Source organism: Nocardia sp. NPDC059764, from assembly GCF_042732555.1.
GTDB lineage: Bacteria > Actinomycetota > Actinomycetes > Mycobacteriales > Mycobacteriaceae > Nocardia.
Map to the genome: position 1 here is coordinate 30,408 of NZ_JBHWHH010000046.1, position 14,718 is coordinate 45,125.

A 14,718-nucleotide genomic window follows, 5' to 3' on the forward strand; every position below is an offset into this window, starting at 1 on the left:
CCTCCATGCCTTCGAAGCCTCCCCGCTCGCACACTGATTCACCGAATCGCCCGGAGTGGCAGTCGCCTCCACCGCCCCCGGCCCGGCAAGATGGCCTCATGGAACGAGTGCTCGGCATCGGCGGCTACTTCCTGCGCGCGAAGGACCCCGAGGCCCTCGGCGTCTGGTACCGGGAGAACCTCGGCCTCGACGCCGACGAGCACGGCCTGTGGCGGCAGGAACCCGGCATGACCGTCTTCTCCACCTTCCCGGCCGACACCGATTACTTCGGCTCCCGCGACCAGCAGACCATGCTCAACTTCCGGGTCCGCGACCTGGACGCCATGCTCGCGCAATTGCGGGCCAAGGGCGCGAACGTCGCCGAGGAGACCGAGGACATGGAGGGTGTGGGCCGATTCGGCTGGGTCACCGATCCCGACGGCCACCGAATCGAGTTGTGGCAGTCGGCCTGACCCTCCGCCCGGTCAGACCGAGACCGGCTCGGGCAGGCGCTCGTCCTCACGCCGCACCGGCTCATCCTCCTGCGGCCCTTCGATATTCAGTTCCGGCAGGATCCGGTCGAGTCGGCGCGGCAGCCACCACGCGGCCCGGCCCAGCAGGGCCAGCACGGCGGGGACCAGGGTCAACCGCACCGCGAACGCGTCCACCAGCACGCCCACGGCCAGCGCGAAGGCGATCGGCTTGATCATGGCGTCATCGGTAGGCACGAACGAGGCGAAGACGACGACCATGATGGTGGCCGCCGCGGTGACCACCCGGGCATTGTGCCGGGTGCCCTTCACGATCGACCCCGTCGCGTCGCCCTCGCGCAGCCACTGTTCGCGGATCCCGGAGACGAGGAACACCTCGTAGTCCATGGCCAGCCCGGCTTCATGGATCCCCGCCAACGCCCCGGCGCCGAGTTCACCGCCTGGGCGGCGGTCCACGGCCTGGCGACGCTCCTCATCGACGCCCCCCTGGCCGATGCCACCGACGCCGACCGGGAGGCGGCCATCCACCACGCGATCGCCACCGTCCTGCGCGGCCTGGCCACCGGCCCCGACGCCGAGCCCTACCGCTCGAACGACCCGCACATCGCCCTTCCGGCCTGAACCGGCATGCCGCGCCGGGCAGCGGCGTCGGCATCAACGGCACGAAAGTCAGCCACACCTCGAAACTCATCCGCTTCCCGATATTCGAAGTCTCGGATTGCGGGAATTGGGATACGGTGGCATCAGTCCGGAACTGATGACGTTGTGACATAAGGTGTCTGAGTCACTCCGAGTGAATCGCCTGTTGCGCCGGAACATTTCCCGGCGATTACCAGCGGCGAAATCTGGATTTCACGGTCCGGTCACGAATGCGCGGACATTCGAAATCGGCTCCCGAACAATCGAATTCCAACCGTTCGGAACTCGATCGACAGCATGCGATCGCTCCCGTACGATCTGGCCATACGGGGAGAACCGGCCCGTCGAACGGGGGAATCGGAGTTGAGGAGTCGCTTACCGGCGACCATTCGCAATGCCGCGGAATGGACGCGACGCCTGGCGCGCACCGCACCGGGTGTCATCGGCGCGGTTGGCGCGGCCCTCGCCCTGCTCGCCTTGATCGGCGGCCTGGTGACGGCGAATCAGCAGAGCGCCAAGCTCTCTCGCCACGACACCGTGCTGGCGCACACCGAGCCGCTGGCGAATGCCGCGCAACGCCTCTATGTGGCGCTGTCGACCGCCGACGCCGCGGCCTCCACCGCGTACCTGTCCGGCGGCATCGAGTCGCCCGAGGTCCGGATGCGCTACGAGAACGCGCTCACCGACGCGGCGGCCGCGCTGGCCGAGGCCACCACCGGCGCCTCGGACAACGAGACGCGCACCATCCTCGCCAAGATCTCGTCCGAATTGCCCAGTTACACCGGCTATGTCGAGGCGGCCCGCGCCAATAACCGCCAGGGCCTGCCGGTCGGTTCCGCCTACCTGCGCCAGGCCTCGGCCCTCATGCAGGGCTCGCTGCTGACGAACGCGGCCGAACTGGAGGGCATCCGCCTCGATCAACTGCACCGCGACCAGCGCGCCATCACCAGCCTGCCGCTGTGGAGCGTGGGCCTGCTGGTTCTCTTGCTGGCGGCCTGCGGCTACGGCTCCTGGCTGCTGGTGAACCGCACCAACCGCTGGATCAATCCGGGCGTGGTCGCCGCCGCGGGCCTCACGGTGATCGCCCTGCTCTGGATTCTGACCACCACCATCGCGGCCTCCGCGTCGATCAACACCGGCGCGACCGCCCGCTTCGAGAAGATCGCGCAGGCCCGGATTCTGGCCCAGCAGGCCCGCACCGAGGAGACCCTGCAACTGATCACCCGCAGCGACAGCAAGGCCAGCGAGGACCGCTTCGCCGCGGGCAGCGCGAAACTGCGCGCCGATCTGGGGGATCTGGTGAGCGCGGACTCCCCCGCGTCCAAGGCCTTCTCCGGCTGGCAGGACGGCCATCAGAAGGAAGTGGCCGCCTATTCGAGCAATAACTATCGGGGCGCGGTGGACCAGACCGTGAAAGCCGACGGCGCCGGATCGGCCGCGCAGTTCGCCGCGCTCGATGCCGCCTTGAAGACCGAACTCGAGCGCACCCGCCAGGAAGTGCGCGACGATGTGAACACGGCCGGAAATGCTCTCACCCTGAGTCCCCTGGGCACGCTGGCACTGCTGCTGGCGGCGGCGGGCTCGATCGTCGTCGGGGTGTGGCCACGGTTGAAGGAGTTCTTGTGAAGCGGATGCGGATCATGGTGCTGGCGGCGGTGGCGCTGCTGGCCGCCGCGTGCGGTTCGACGCCGGAGGCCCCGCCCTTCCAACTGCCTCCCGACAACCGGCTGCCCGCCGGGGCGAAGGTGCTGACCGCCGGCCCCAACCAGCGGATCGACCAGTCCTGCAACCCGACCGCGAGTCTGCGCCCGCAGGGCGCGCAGCCGCAGCCGGGTTCCATGCCGGCCGGATCGACCATGGCGGCCATCGTCGCCAACGGCAAGGTTCGGGTCGGGGTGAACCAGAACGAATTCCTGTTCGGCTACCGCAATCCGGCGACCGGCGAGATCGAGGGCTTCGATATCGATCTGGCGCATGAGGTGGCCCGGGACCTGTTCGGCGATCCGGATCGGGTGGAGCTCAAGCCCATCGAGACCGCGAACCGGGTGCAGGCGCTGACCAAAGGCCAGGTCGACATGGTGGTGCAGAGCTTCACCGCGACCTGCGCGCGCCGCAAGGACATCCAGTTCTCCACCGTCTACTTCGAGACCGACCAGCGGGTTCTGGTGACCAAGGGCTCGGGTATCCGCTCGGCCGCCGACCTGGGCGGCAAGAAGGTGTGCGGTATCCCCAACTCGACCACCCTCGACGCGGTCTTCGCGCTCCCGCAGCGCCCCATCGTGATCGGCATCGACAACTGGCTGGACTGCCTGACCGCGCTGCAACAGGGCGAGGTCGACGCCGCCAGCACCGACCTGCCGCTGCTGTACGGCCTGAAGATTCAGGACCCGAATCTCGAGGTGGTCGGCGACGCCATGGCCTCGGACAACTACGCCATCGGGATCCAGCAGCAGGCCACCGATTTCGTGCGCTTCGTCAACGGCGTGCTGGAGCGGGTGCGCAATGACGGCACCTGGCAGCGGCTCTACGACAAGCGGCTGAGCGTGCTCGGGCCGTCCAACGGTCCCCCGGCGCCCAAGTACAGCGATTGAGCTCGGCCATGCAACCGAATCCGGGGCACATTCTCAGCGTCGCCGAGATCGATCGCGACATCGCCGAGCGCGCCCGCGAGATCGAGATCATCGCCGCGACCCTGGTGGAACTGGACAAGCATCCCGGTCTGGTCCTGCTGCGGCGTTTCCCGCCCACCGGCGTGACCGAGCAGCGCTGGGTTCCGGCCCGCGCGGCGCTGGAACTGCTGTGGGAGGACTTCGGCCGCCTGGGCACGGTGCTGGATCGCGCGCGGTCCGCGCGGGCCCGGCGGCGGCTGGACGCCCTCGACCGCGAGGAGCTGACCCGGCTGCTGCGCGGGCAGCCGATCGAGCTGGCGCGCACCGCGATACCCATGTCGCAGCGCGCGCTGGGCGGGCCCCGCGAACAGGTCCAGCTGATCGGGATCGCCGAGCTGCTCGAGCGCATGCACGCGGCCTTCCCGGTCGTGGTGCGGGTGCTCGAGGCCGTGGAGGCGGTCAACGACCGGGTGATGGCCGAGGTCGCGCCGCTGCGCGCGGAACTGGATCGGGTCGGCTCGGCCATGCCGCAATTGCGTTCGCTGGCCGTCGATCTCGACGAACTGTCGGTCCAGGTCGCCACCGATCCGCTCGCACTGGCGCCGGACGCCCTGGACCGCCGGTTGACCGAGCTGTCGCGCCGCATGCGCGAGGCCGCGGCCGTCCTGGCCGATCTGCGGGCCATGTCCGCGGACTGGGACACCGCGGTCGAACGCGTGCGGACGCTGATCAACGTGCTGCGCAAGACCTATGAGCGCGCCGACCACGCGCGCGCCGAAGTGGAGAGCATCATCCTGGCCGCGCCCCTGCCCCGCCACGCCGACGACAGTTCCGTCTACAGCGCGGAATTGACCGCGCTCGACGCCGAGCAGCCAACCCCGGCCGCGCTGTGGGAGCTGCGCCAGCGCATCGCCGCCGCCCTCGACACCGCGACCCACAACGAGCAGCTGGCCCAGGGGCTGCTCGACCGGCGACTGGAACTGAAGGGACGCTTCAGCTCCTATCGCGCCAAGGCCGCGCGCCTGGGGGTCAGCGAGGAACAGGATGTGCTGGCCTCGAGTCGCATCGCCGCCGGACTGCTGGCGCGCCGGCCCTGCGACCTGGCCGCGGTCACCCGCGCCCTCACGGACTACCGCCAGCTCATCGCGCAGAAATCGGGGAGGCGATCATGAACTGCACCGAGCCCGGCTGCACCGGGACCATCGAGGATGGGTACTGCACCGTCTGCGGCACCGCCCCGAGCCCGGGGGCGGCCACACCGAGCACCGGTGGTGCGGCGACCGGCAGCCCGGTCACGAGCACGGGCATCCCGGCCGACGCGAGCGGCGCGGCGTCCGGCAGCTGCACCGAACCCGGTTGCACGGGAACGATTGTCGACGGCTACTGCGATGTCTGCGGCAGCGCTCCCGCTCCGGTCTCGGCGCTAGCCATCACCGCGCAAGCCGGTAGTGCGACCACGGGCACCGGATCCACGGCCACCAGCCGGGCCTCCCGCAGCGGGCGTTCGGTCCGCACCGGCCGCTCCGGTTCCTCCGGCGCGAGCCGCGGCCGCCTGGGCGCGGGCATGGTGAAGGTCCCCTCGGTCCCCCGCCGCGATCCCACCGAAGCGGTCCTCGCCGACCCGGAAGTGCCCGAGCACCACCGTGACTGCGGCAGGTGCGGCCGTCCGGTCGGCCGCAGCCGCAATGGCGAGCCGGGCCGCGCCGAGGGGTTCTGCGCGCACTGCGGCACCCGCTTCTCCTTCACCCCCAAGCTGTCGAGCGCCGATCTGGTCGGCGGCCAGTACCAGGTGCTGGGCCCGCTCGCGCACGGCGGCCTGGGCTGGATCTACCTGGCGGTGGACCACAAGGTCGACAACCGCCCGGTGGTGCTCAAGGGCCTGCTCAATACCGGTGACGCCGACGCCATGCGGGCGGCGGTGGCCGAGAAGCGGTTCCTCGCGCAGGTGGATCATCCGAACATCGTGCGGATCTACAACTTCGCCGAGGACACGGGTCCCGACGGCAAGCCGGTCGGCTACATCGTCATGGAGTACGTGGGCGGCAAGTCGCTCAAGCAGATCCTGCGCGAGCAGCGCACCGCCGATCAGCAGTATCTGCGGCCCGCGCGCGCCATCGCCTACATCCTGGAGATGCTGCCCGCCCTGGAGTACCTGCACGATCGCGGTCTGGCCTACTGCGATTTCAAGCCCGACAACGTGATGCAGACCGAGGAGCAGCTCAAGCTCATCGACTTGGGCGCGGTGATCGGCCTGCACGATCAGACCGAAACCATTTACGGCACACCGGGTTACCAGGCCGAGGAGATCGCCCGGACCGGGCCGACCGTGGCCTCCGAGGTGCACACGGTGGGCCGCACCCTGGCGGCGCTGATCATGCGGATCCCGCCGGTGAACAACGAGTTGGGCCCGCTGCCCGGCCCGGACGCCGAACCGCTGATGGCCCGCCACGAGTCGCTCTACCGATTCCTGCTGCGCGCCACCGACATCGACCCCGACGCGCGGTTCACCTCCATGACCGAGATGGGCGATCAGCTCACCGGCGTGCTGCGCGAGGTGCTCGCCCGCGAGGACGGACGGCCCCGACCGGGCCTGTCCACCCGGTTCGGCCCGCCGCGCGGGGTGTTCGGCGTCGGCGACCGGCTGCCCGACGACCCGCGCGACATCATCGCCGCGCTGCCGGTCCCGCTGATCGATCCGGGTGACAGCGGCGCCGCCCTGCTCGCCTCGACCAGCGCGGTCACCCCCGAGGACCTCGAGCGCGAGATCAACGCGGGCCTGCAGTCGGTGGTCACCGGCCAGTCCGAATCGGTCGAGATCCCGCTCCGATTGATCCGCGCCGCACTGGAATTCGGTGACGCCGACGACGCCCTGCGCCGCCTCGACGAGGTGGAGTCCACGCTCGCCGGGGACTGGCGGCTGACCTGGTTCGCGGGTCAGGCCCGCCTGCTGCAACGCGATTGGGCCGCCGCCACCGCCGAATTCGACGCCCTCTACAGCGCGCTGCCGGGTGAGGCCGCCCCGAAGCTGGCCCTGGCCGTCACCGCCGAGCTGCTGGCCGCCGGCGGCGCCGAAGCCGAAGCCGCCCGCGCGGAAACCTATTACGACCTGGTGTGGCGTACCGACCGCACCTTCACCAGCGCAGCCTTCGGCGCCGCCCGCTCGCGTCGCGCGGCCGGTGACGGCCCGGGCGCGGTCGCGGTGCTGGACCAGGTCGACGCCGCTTCGGCGGTGCACACCGAGGCGGGTGTCACCGCCGTCGAGATCTTGCTGGCCGTGAACGATCCCGCCGAGCTCACCGAACAACTGGTGCGCGACGCGGGAACCCGGATCGGCGAGCTGACCCTGGACTCGAAACGCCGTGCCGCCCAGGCCCGGCTGCGAGTCTTGGACGCGGCGCTGCGCTGGCTGCGCCTGGGCAGGGTGCCCACCGACCACTCCCCGCTGCTGGGGGTGGCGCTCGATCAACAAGGGGTACGGACCGGTTTGGAACGCTGCTATCGCGATCTCGCGCACGAGACCGACGACATGTGGGAGCGCATCGCCCTGGTGGAACAGGCCAATGCCGTGCGCCCGAGGACGCTGCTGTGACGGCCCGCTGCCCGCGCTGCGGCACCTTCGCCGCGGACACCGACCGCTTCTGCGAGGCGTGCGGGAGCAAACTGGGGGTCCGGCTGATCGCGCTGCCGCCCAAGGAATTCCGGCCCGGGTCCGGCTCCACGGTGCCGGTGGCCGACGCGGCCCGCAATGCGCGCCGCGAGGGCGGCGACGGCGCCGGATTCGCGGCGGGTCCCGCGCCCGACTGCCACGGCTGCGGGGGCACGGCTTTCGATCCGGACGGCTACTGCGCCAGTTGCGGTGAGCTGGGCCCGGAGCGCGATCGCTTCGAGGCGGATCTGGGCACGGCGTGCCTGGTCACCGATCGTGGTCTGCTGCATGCCCGCAACGAGGACGCGGTCGCCGCGGCCGTGCTCGACAGCGCGTCGCCGGATCGTCCCGCCACCGCGGTGATCGCGGTCTGCGACGGGGTGTCCACCTCCGAGGATCCGCAGGCGGCCTCGGGCGCGGCGGTCCGCGCGGGCCTGGACGCCACCCTGGCCGCACTCGCGGCCGGCCGGTCCGCCGAGGACTGCGCCCTGGTCGGGCTCACCGCCGCCGCCGACGCGGTCAAGGCCGTGGGCACCCCGGACGGCAAGTCCCCGTCCTGCACCTACGTCTCGGCGATCGTGCAGTTCCAGCCCGACGGCGGCGCGGCCGTCACGGTCGCGAACGTCGGTGACAGCCGGGCCTATTGGCTGCGCCCGGGCGACGACTCCGAACGTCTCACCGTCGACGACACCCTGGCCCAGGCCATGGTGGACAACGGCCTGCTGGACGCGGCCACCGCCATGGATGGCCCGCACGCGCACGTGCTCACCCGCTGGCTCGGCGCCGATTCCGAGCACCAGTGGTCCCCCAGCTGCGTGCGCACCCTGCGCACCAGCGAACCCGGCGTCCTGCTGCTGTGCAGCGACGGCCTGTGGAACTACCTCCCCGAGGCGGCGGCCCTGTCCCGCTTCACCAGCTCGCAGCCCGCCCTGCTCGCGGCGCGCGCCCTGGTGGAGCACGCGCTCGGCGCGGGCGGCAAGGACAACATCACCGTCGCGCTCGTCCCGGTCCCCTCCCTCGCACCGTCAGGAGACACCCCGTGACTTCCGCTGAGAACCAAGGCCTTTCGGTCGCCGTCGACCAGAACGAATTCCTCGCCGAGGGCGCGCGCACGGTCGACGCCATCGTGACCGTGGAGGCCACCGACGATCTGGTGGTATCGGTGGCGCCCGCGCCCCGGGTCGAGATCCTGATCATCGACACCTCGGGCTCGATGGGCGGCGCGGGCAAGTTCGCGGGCGCGCGCCAGGCCACCCTGGCCGCCCTTGACGTCATGCCCGACGGCACCCGGTTCGCGATCGTGGAGGGCACTGACAAGGCGGAGGTGGTGTACCCGCACAGCGGCGCGTCCGCGGTGGCGAGCCGGCAGGAGCGCGCCAATGCCCGTCGCGCCCTGGACAAGCTGTCCCCGCACGGCGGCACCGCCATCGGCACCTGGCTGGGACTGTCGCGGCTGATCGCCAAGCAGCATCCGGACGCGATGGTGCACGCCATCCTGCTCACCGACGGCCGCAACGAGCACGAGACGCCGGAGCGGCTGGCCGAGGAGATCCAGTTGTCGACGGGCGTCTTCACCTGCGACTGCCGCGGCGTCGGCGCGGACTGGGAGGTGAACGAGCTGCGCGCCATCGCCTCCGCCCTGCACGGCACCGTGGACATCGTGAAGACCGCGGACCAGCTGGCCCAGGATTTCGCGGCCATGATGGAAACCTCCATGGAGAAGGCGATTCCGGAGCTCACGCTGCGGGTGTGGACGCCGGTGGGCGCGCGGATCGCGTTCATCAAGCAGGTCGCGCCGTTCATCGAGGACCTCACCGCGCGCCGCGTCGAGGCGGGTCCGCAAATCGGCGAGTACGCGCTGGGTTCGTGGGGCGCGGAGGATCGCGACTACCACGTGCAGCTCGATGTCGAGCCCGCCGCGGCCGGTCGGGAGAAGCTGACCGCGCGGGTGAGCGTGCTGGCCGACGGCGAGATCCTCGGGCAGGGTCTGGTCAAGGCGGCCTGGACCACCGACACCGACAAGTCGGCGATCATCAGCCGCCGCGTCGCCCACTACACCGGGCAGGCCGAACTGGCGCAGACCGTGCAGGAGGGCCTGGCCGCGCGCAAGCAGGGCGACTTCGCCACGGCCACCGCCAAACTCCAGCGCGCGTACCACCTGGCCACCGAGTCCGGCAATGAGAACACCGCCAAGCTGCTGCTCAGTGTGGTCGACGTGGTCGACGAACGCACCGGCACCATCCGGCTGCGCAACAAGGTCGATCCCGCCGACGAGATGGCCCTCGACGTGCGCTCCACGAAGACGGCCCGCGTCCGCAAGGAGCCGTGATGGCGTTCTGCACCGACGGGCACGAGACCACCGCCAGCGACTACTGCGACACCTGTGGTGCGCCGGTCGGGGACGGGTCGGCCACCGCCGCACCGCCTCCGGCGCTGTGCCCCTCCTGCGGGGTGCCCGCCGAGGGGCGGTTCTGTGAGAACTGCGGGCACGATTCGGCGCTGCCGCCGCCACCGCCCGCGCCGACCGCGTCGGGCGGGGACGAGCGGTCGGCGGGGACCGCCGGGGAGCCGGAGGGGTCGACCGCGCAAACCGAGGGCGAGACCCGGGAGAACCCCAACGGCGGCCCGGTCTGGGTGGCGACGGTGACCGCCGATCCGGGACACTACGCGCGCATGCAGGCCCAGAAGGGTCCGGACCTGGACCGGGTCGACTTCCCCGACTACTACCCCGATCGCCGAATCCGGTTGCGGGGGCCCAATATCCTGATCGGGAAGCGCAGTGTCTCGCAGGGCGTGCACCCGGATATCGATCTGTCGGTCGCGCCCGCGGATATCGCGGTGTCGCGGTCGCACGCGATCCTCCACATCAGTGGCAGCACGCTGACCGTCACCGATCTCGGGTCCACCAACGGCACCTGCATCAACGAGAGCCCGACCCCGATCGCGCCCAAGACCGCTATTCCCCTGCGGGACGGCGATCGCATCCACGTGGGCGGCTGGACGACCATCACGTTGAGCACGGAACAAGGCTGACCCACACCGATTCGAGCAATTCGGTGATCTTGGACCGTCGTCCAGGTTAGGCTCCCCGCTCTATGAGCCTGACGCGCCGAGACTTCGCCCGCACCACCCTGGCCGCCGTCGCCGGCACGGTCGCCACCGGCCTGACCGGCGCTGCGGCCCAGGCGATTCCGCACGCCCGCACCGTGGCGGTGGCCCCGCAGGCGTGGATGGCGGCGCTGGCCGACACCACCCCGCTGCTGCGCCTCACCATTCCCGGCACCCACGACTCCTGCGCCACCGATCCGGCCAACGGCACCGAATGGTCGCACACCCAGAACTGGTCGCTGCCCGACCAGTTCTCCCATGGCATCCGCTTCCTCGACATGCGCTGCAACGGCCTGCAGGACCACACCGCCGACTCCTTCGGCGTCTACCACAGCGGCTTCTACCAGGGCATCACCTTCGACACCGTGCTCGATCAGTGCCGGACCTTCCTGGCCCGCAATCCGGGCGAGGTCCTGATCATGCGAGTCAAGAAGGAGGACGGCACCAATAACGACGTGGGCTCGAACTTCGAGCGAATCTTCAACGGCTACCTGGACGCCAAGGGCTACCGCTCGCTGTTCTGGCTGGAGAACCGCTTCCCCGCGCTCGGCGAGGCGCGCGGCCGGATCGTGCTCATCGCGCAGTTCGCGAACTCCCTGGGCTGCCTGCAGTGGCCGGGCGGCGACAACGGCGTGTTCAGCACCGATCGCATCTATTTGCAAGACCGGTACAAGGACCGCGGACTGGCCGGACTGGATTCGGGCTCCTCGAACTTCGGTTCCTCCGGCGGCGACAAATTCGATTATGTCCGCGACTGTTTCGACAAAGCCGCGGGCGATCCCGCCAACACCGTCGAGTACATCAATTTCACCAGTTTCGCCGACAACGCCTGGCCCAAGGACAATGCCGCGGCCATCATGCCGAAGGTCGACGCCTACCTCACCGCGCACCGCGGCCAGGCCGCGCACTACGGCATCGTGCCCATGGACTTCCCCGACCGCTACCCCTCGGTTGTCACCCAGTTGATCGAAAAGAACTTCGCCTGAGGCGATCTCGCCGGGCGACCCGGGAGGACGACCTCCCGATCCGGGTGGTCGTCCTCCACGGTTGCCTGGCGGTCGCCACGTGGCCGCTGTGGTGGCCGTGGTGGCGGCGGATCCGTGATCCCGCAATCGATCTCAGCGTCGTAGCAGCGTCCAGAACATCCACGCGCCCGCACCCAGCGCGAAGGCCACCACGAGCGCCATCCCGATCAGCGGGACGAACGTCGTGAGGTCGGCGGGTCCCCCCGCGCTCGCCTGGATCAGGAATCCGGCGGCGACGGGCCCGATGAGCAGCAGCCCGATGAAGGTCAGCAGCAGGGCGGCGATGCCCAGGGTTGGCAACTTACCAGCATTCTTCATCTGTCCTCGAATCCATGTCTCGTGAGATGCATTCGAACAAGATCAACGCTAACAGTCCCTGCATGTCAGAGTGGCCACCGAAACGCAAAGGTCACCCCAACCGACATCTGGCGACAGCCGGTGCGACCTCGGTCGACACCCAAGTCCGACATTCTGCTAATTTGCAGCAAATCAACCTCGCATTATCAGCGCTGCGCACGCAGCGTGCGATGGAGAATAGTGCGCAATTCCCGCGCTTGGTCGGCGCCCCCGGAACCGGTCAAATCCTCGGGCAGCCGGTGCAATTGCCCGATGGTCCGGCTGGAGTGCGCCTCGGAGGCGATCACGAGCGCGTGCCGGGCCGCCTCCGGCGCCTGATCGGCCTGACCGGTCCGCGCCTGCGCCACCGCCAGCAGGGCCAGACCCCGCCCCAGATCGCGGCGATCCTCGATCTGCCACAGCGGCAGCGCTTTCAGCAACGTCTCCTCGCAGCAACGGTAATCCGGTGCGCGCGGAGCCGCCGGTGTCGTCGAGTTGTTCGACGTAGCGCCTCTGCTGGGTGACGATCGGGATCAGCCGCTGCGCCCCGGCGACCCGATCGGTGCGGACGTACTGCTCGAGCACGGCCGAGAAGGAGTCGACCAGCAGATCCGCCGACACCGGCGCGGCCGCCGCGACCAGCACGCCGTTGTCGAGTGCCAGCTCGCGGGTGTCCGGCGCCGGATCGGACCCGTCGAGTTCGAACCACAGCAGCTCGGCCGGGCAGCGGTCGCAGCCCAGCAGGTCGCCGGTCAGGCATTCACTGTGCACCCGCACCAAGGGAATTCCCGCCGTCCCGGCCGGGGGTTCGATGACGAAGGCCGCGTGCTCGCCGGGATCCTCGAGGTGGTCGAAGGTGACAACCTCTGCCACACAGTCGACTCCGCGGCGCAGTGCCACCGGCGCCCCGGCCCGCACGGTCGCGATCGGGGCCGTCGTCGTCCTGCCGAGCCTCAGCAAATCAGCACTCCCGCGGCTACTCGTGTCCGTTCATTCCGATGCCGTACAAAATAGGAGTCGCGCTAACATTCCGCAATCTTTCAGCAGTCCCACAGCAATCTAACGGTCATCCCTACCGCCAACGGGTGACACGCCAAAGCCGACGAGTGACATGCGATCGGCGGCAGGCCATTACGCCGAGAAGCTACCCAGCGGCACACCCACCGGCGGATTCGCCGCCGGGCACACGGACAGCACGTGGTCGCAGCATTCGCGAGGAGTCAGACCAGTCTCGGCACGGAACACGCGATAGAAGTTGCGGTCACCGGGTCGACCAGGTACATGGTGCCCACCGGCGAGCACAGATAGGTTCCGCCACAACGGACGTCGCAGACGCCCGCGGTGGTCAGGCAGGCCAGCACGTACGGCTCGTCGGACGCCGCGATGTGGCGTTGGGTGCGGCGCGCCAGGATGTCCGAATTCGCCACTCGGGCAATCGATATCGGTTCCGAGCGCACGCAGGGTTCGAGGACGCCGTGGAACGGTTCGCCGGCGAGCGGTTCCATCGAGCATTTCATCATCGATTCACTCAGGATGGACGCCCAGAGATCGAACGCTTCCTTCGCGGAGGCCCCGGCGGTCGAGATGCGCGAGCCACCCACCGTCACGTCGTAGGCATTCATGGGGCAATCCTGCCAGCAACCCCGGTGCCGCCGCGCCGACCTGATAATCGACCCGAATGGTGTTGTGCGACTAGCGAAGTAGATTGACCAGTTGCCGGTAGGCGGCGCGGGTCGGCGGGGCCAGCCGCCGCCAGGTGACCGGGCCGCCCGAGCCCAGGTGCGTGTCGTAGGGAATCTCGGCGACCGCGCGGACCACGTCGCCCAGATACTTGCGCACGTGCTCGGTGACCAGCGGCCCGTCCTTGGGATGCTGGCGGGTGACCACGATGACCGCGTCGGCCAGATGGTACTGGCTGTAGTTGTCGTCGAGCCAGATCAGCGCCGGCTTCAGCCGGTTCACCGCATCGGGGCGGGCGGCCAGGGTAATCACCAGCGAGATGCGCGAATCGCTCAGCAACGGCGCGACCATGCGGCTGGTGACCGGCGCGCCACCGTCGTACACGGGCAGGCATCCCGCCTCGACCAGGTCCCGGTGGACCGAGGAGTAGGTCTCGCGACGGGGCAGCGCTTCGGGCCCGCGCGGCAGAACGCCTACGCCGGAACTGTTTTCGCCGCAGCTGTCGATGACCGTTGACGGCAGGCTGCGGTGCGCCATGTTCAGCCAGGACTGGACCGTGCCGGCGGCGTCGATGGTGTCGCACCCGCGCGCGGCGAGGTCACCGCCGGTGGTGGTGGCGTCCACGACCACCGGCGAGTGCTCGCCGTAGTCGTAGGCGGCCGCGCCCGCGATGCCGAGCGCGGTGGTGGTCGCGCCGGAGCCGCCGGAGCTGCCCAGCACGAGCACGGGCGGCAGGTCGGCCCACAGCAGGTAGCCGTTGCTCGGATGCATGCGCACCATGTCGGTGGGCCCGCCGGGCGGGGCCGGACGCAGCAGCAGGGAGAGGTCGGTGGGTGTGGAGGAAAGGGCCGCGGGATGATCCGGGAAGTTTTCGGACATCGCTAGATTCCTTTGGTGCGAGCGGCAGTCGATACTGCGGAATCCGTGTGGTCACCACGTCGCGCGCAGCCGGCCCCTGCGTCTCGCCATCAACGCCCCCACCGCGTCGACGAGCTGCCCCTGCGCTTCGACATTTTTCGAAGCCTGAAGTCGATTTCCCCCGATACCCCCTACCGCCCTGAAGTCGATCAAGAGTGCAAAAAGGGTTGCTGTGCAGCCCCTTTCGATGTCGCCAGATATTACATGATCTTGTCAACAACGCATCCGGATCGATAGCCCTTCAGAATCGCTGGCACTGAATGTCAGAGGTCCGGCCGCGAACGGCC

The 14,718-nt window shown here is 69.6% G+C and carries 15 protein-coding genes and 1 pseudogene; 10 read left to right on the top strand and 6 right to left on the bottom strand.

Annotated elements, in window-relative coordinates; translation table 11 throughout:
• The first annotated feature begins 98 nt into the window (after window positions 1–98).
• Complete coding sequence (locus tag ACFV4K_RS13230; RefSeq protein ID WP_379274630.1) at window positions 99–452, top strand: VOC family protein; 354 nt, start codon at window positions 99–101, stop codon at window positions 450–452.
• A 12-nt stretch (window positions 453–464) separates the two neighbouring features.
• On the opposite strand, the gene ACFV4K_RS13235 is transcribed toward ACFV4K_RS13230, so the two are convergent.
• The gene (locus ACFV4K_RS13235) at window positions 465–926 is read right to left on the bottom strand and encodes an MMPL family transporter (protein WP_379274632.1); all 462 of its coding nucleotides are present in this window, start codon (window positions 924–926) and stop codon (window positions 465–467) included.
• On the opposite strand from ACFV4K_RS13235, the gene ACFV4K_RS13240 reads away from it, so the two are divergent.
• The 9 genes from ACFV4K_RS13240 to ACFV4K_RS13280 all read left to right on the top strand — a co-directional run bounded on the left by ACFV4K_RS13240 (window position 873) and on the right by ACFV4K_RS13280 (window position 11,458).
• On the top strand, window positions 873–1,091 hold the full coding sequence (locus ACFV4K_RS13240; RefSeq protein ID WP_379274634.1) for a hypothetical protein: 219 nt from the start codon (window positions 873–875) through the stop codon (window positions 1,089–1,091). The two genes, ACFV4K_RS13235 and ACFV4K_RS13240, sit on opposite strands and share 54 nt — an antisense overlap.
• 381 nt (window positions 1,092–1,472) lie before the next feature.
• Window positions 1,473–2,735, top strand: a complete 1,263-nt coding sequence (locus tag ACFV4K_RS13245) for a hypothetical protein (RefSeq protein WP_379274635.1) — start codon at window positions 1,473–1,475, stop codon at window positions 2,733–2,735.
• Window positions 2,736–2,740: 5 nt separating this feature from the next.
• On the top strand, window positions 2,741–3,700 hold the full coding sequence (locus tag ACFV4K_RS13250; protein WP_379274655.1) for a glutamate ABC transporter substrate-binding protein: 960 nt from the start codon (window positions 2,741–2,743) through the stop codon (window positions 3,698–3,700).
• An 8-nt stretch (window positions 3,701–3,708) separates the two neighbouring features.
• A complete protein-coding gene (locus ACFV4K_RS13255) occupies window positions 3,709–4,890 on the top strand; it encodes a hypothetical protein (protein ID WP_379274637.1) in 1,182 nt (393 codons plus the stop codon).
• On the top strand, window positions 4,887–7,307 hold the full coding sequence (locus tag ACFV4K_RS13260) for a tetratricopeptide repeat protein (RefSeq protein ID WP_379274639.1): 2,421 nt from the start codon (window positions 4,887–4,889) through the stop codon (window positions 7,305–7,307). The genes ACFV4K_RS13255 and ACFV4K_RS13260 overlap by 4 nt, the downstream gene beginning before the upstream one ends.
• Complete coding sequence (locus ACFV4K_RS13265; protein ID WP_379274641.1) at window positions 7,304–8,407, top strand: PP2C family serine/threonine-protein phosphatase; 1,104 nt, start codon at window positions 7,304–7,306, stop codon at window positions 8,405–8,407. Before ACFV4K_RS13260 ends, ACFV4K_RS13265 begins: the two co-directional genes overlap by 4 nt.
• Window positions 8,404–9,693: a VWA domain-containing protein gene (locus ACFV4K_RS13270; protein WP_379274643.1), complete on the top strand. Its 1,290-nt coding sequence runs from the start codon at window positions 8,404–8,406 to the stop codon at window positions 9,691–9,693. Before ACFV4K_RS13265 ends, ACFV4K_RS13270 begins: the two co-directional genes overlap by 4 nt.
• On the top strand, window positions 9,693–10,397 hold the full coding sequence (locus ACFV4K_RS13275; RefSeq protein WP_379274644.1) for an FHA domain-containing protein: 705 nt from the start codon (window positions 9,693–9,695) through the stop codon (window positions 10,395–10,397). The genes ACFV4K_RS13270 and ACFV4K_RS13275 overlap by 1 nt, the downstream gene beginning before the upstream one ends.
• Window positions 10,398–10,459: 62 nt before the next feature.
• Entirely contained in the window at window positions 10,460–11,458 is a 999-nt protein-coding gene (locus ACFV4K_RS13280) for a phosphatidylinositol-specific phospholipase C (RefSeq protein ID WP_379274646.1), read from the top strand.
• A gap of 132 nt (window positions 11,459–11,590) precedes the next feature.
• Here ACFV4K_RS13280 and ACFV4K_RS13285 read toward each other — a convergent pair whose 3' ends face one another.
• From ACFV4K_RS13285 to ACFV4K_RS13305, 5 genes and pseudogenes are all read right to left on the bottom strand, one after another.
• The gene (locus ACFV4K_RS13285) at window positions 11,591–11,815 is read right to left on the bottom strand and encodes a hypothetical protein (RefSeq protein ID WP_379274648.1); all 225 of its coding nucleotides are present in this window, start codon (window positions 11,813–11,815) and stop codon (window positions 11,591–11,593) included.
• A gap of 185 nt (window positions 11,816–12,000) precedes the next feature.
• Entirely contained in the window at window positions 12,001–12,273 is a 273-nt protein-coding gene (locus ACFV4K_RS13290) for a hypothetical protein (RefSeq protein WP_379274657.1), read from the bottom strand.
• 292 nt (window positions 12,274–12,565) lie between these two features.
• Window positions 12,566–12,751 (bottom strand): annotated as a pseudogene (locus ACFV4K_RS13295) (GTP cyclohydrolase); the annotation flags it as partial.
• A gap of 302 nt (window positions 12,752–13,053) precedes the next feature.
• Complete coding sequence (locus tag ACFV4K_RS13300) at window positions 13,054–13,455, bottom strand: hypothetical protein (protein ID WP_379274650.1); 402 nt, start codon at window positions 13,453–13,455, stop codon at window positions 13,054–13,056.
• 70 nt (window positions 13,456–13,525) lie between these two features.
• Window positions 13,526–14,392, bottom strand: coding sequence for a hypothetical protein (locus ACFV4K_RS13305; protein WP_357084303.1), 867 nt, complete (start codon window positions 14,390–14,392; stop codon window positions 13,526–13,528).
• Window positions 14,393–14,718: the final 326 nt, after the last annotated feature.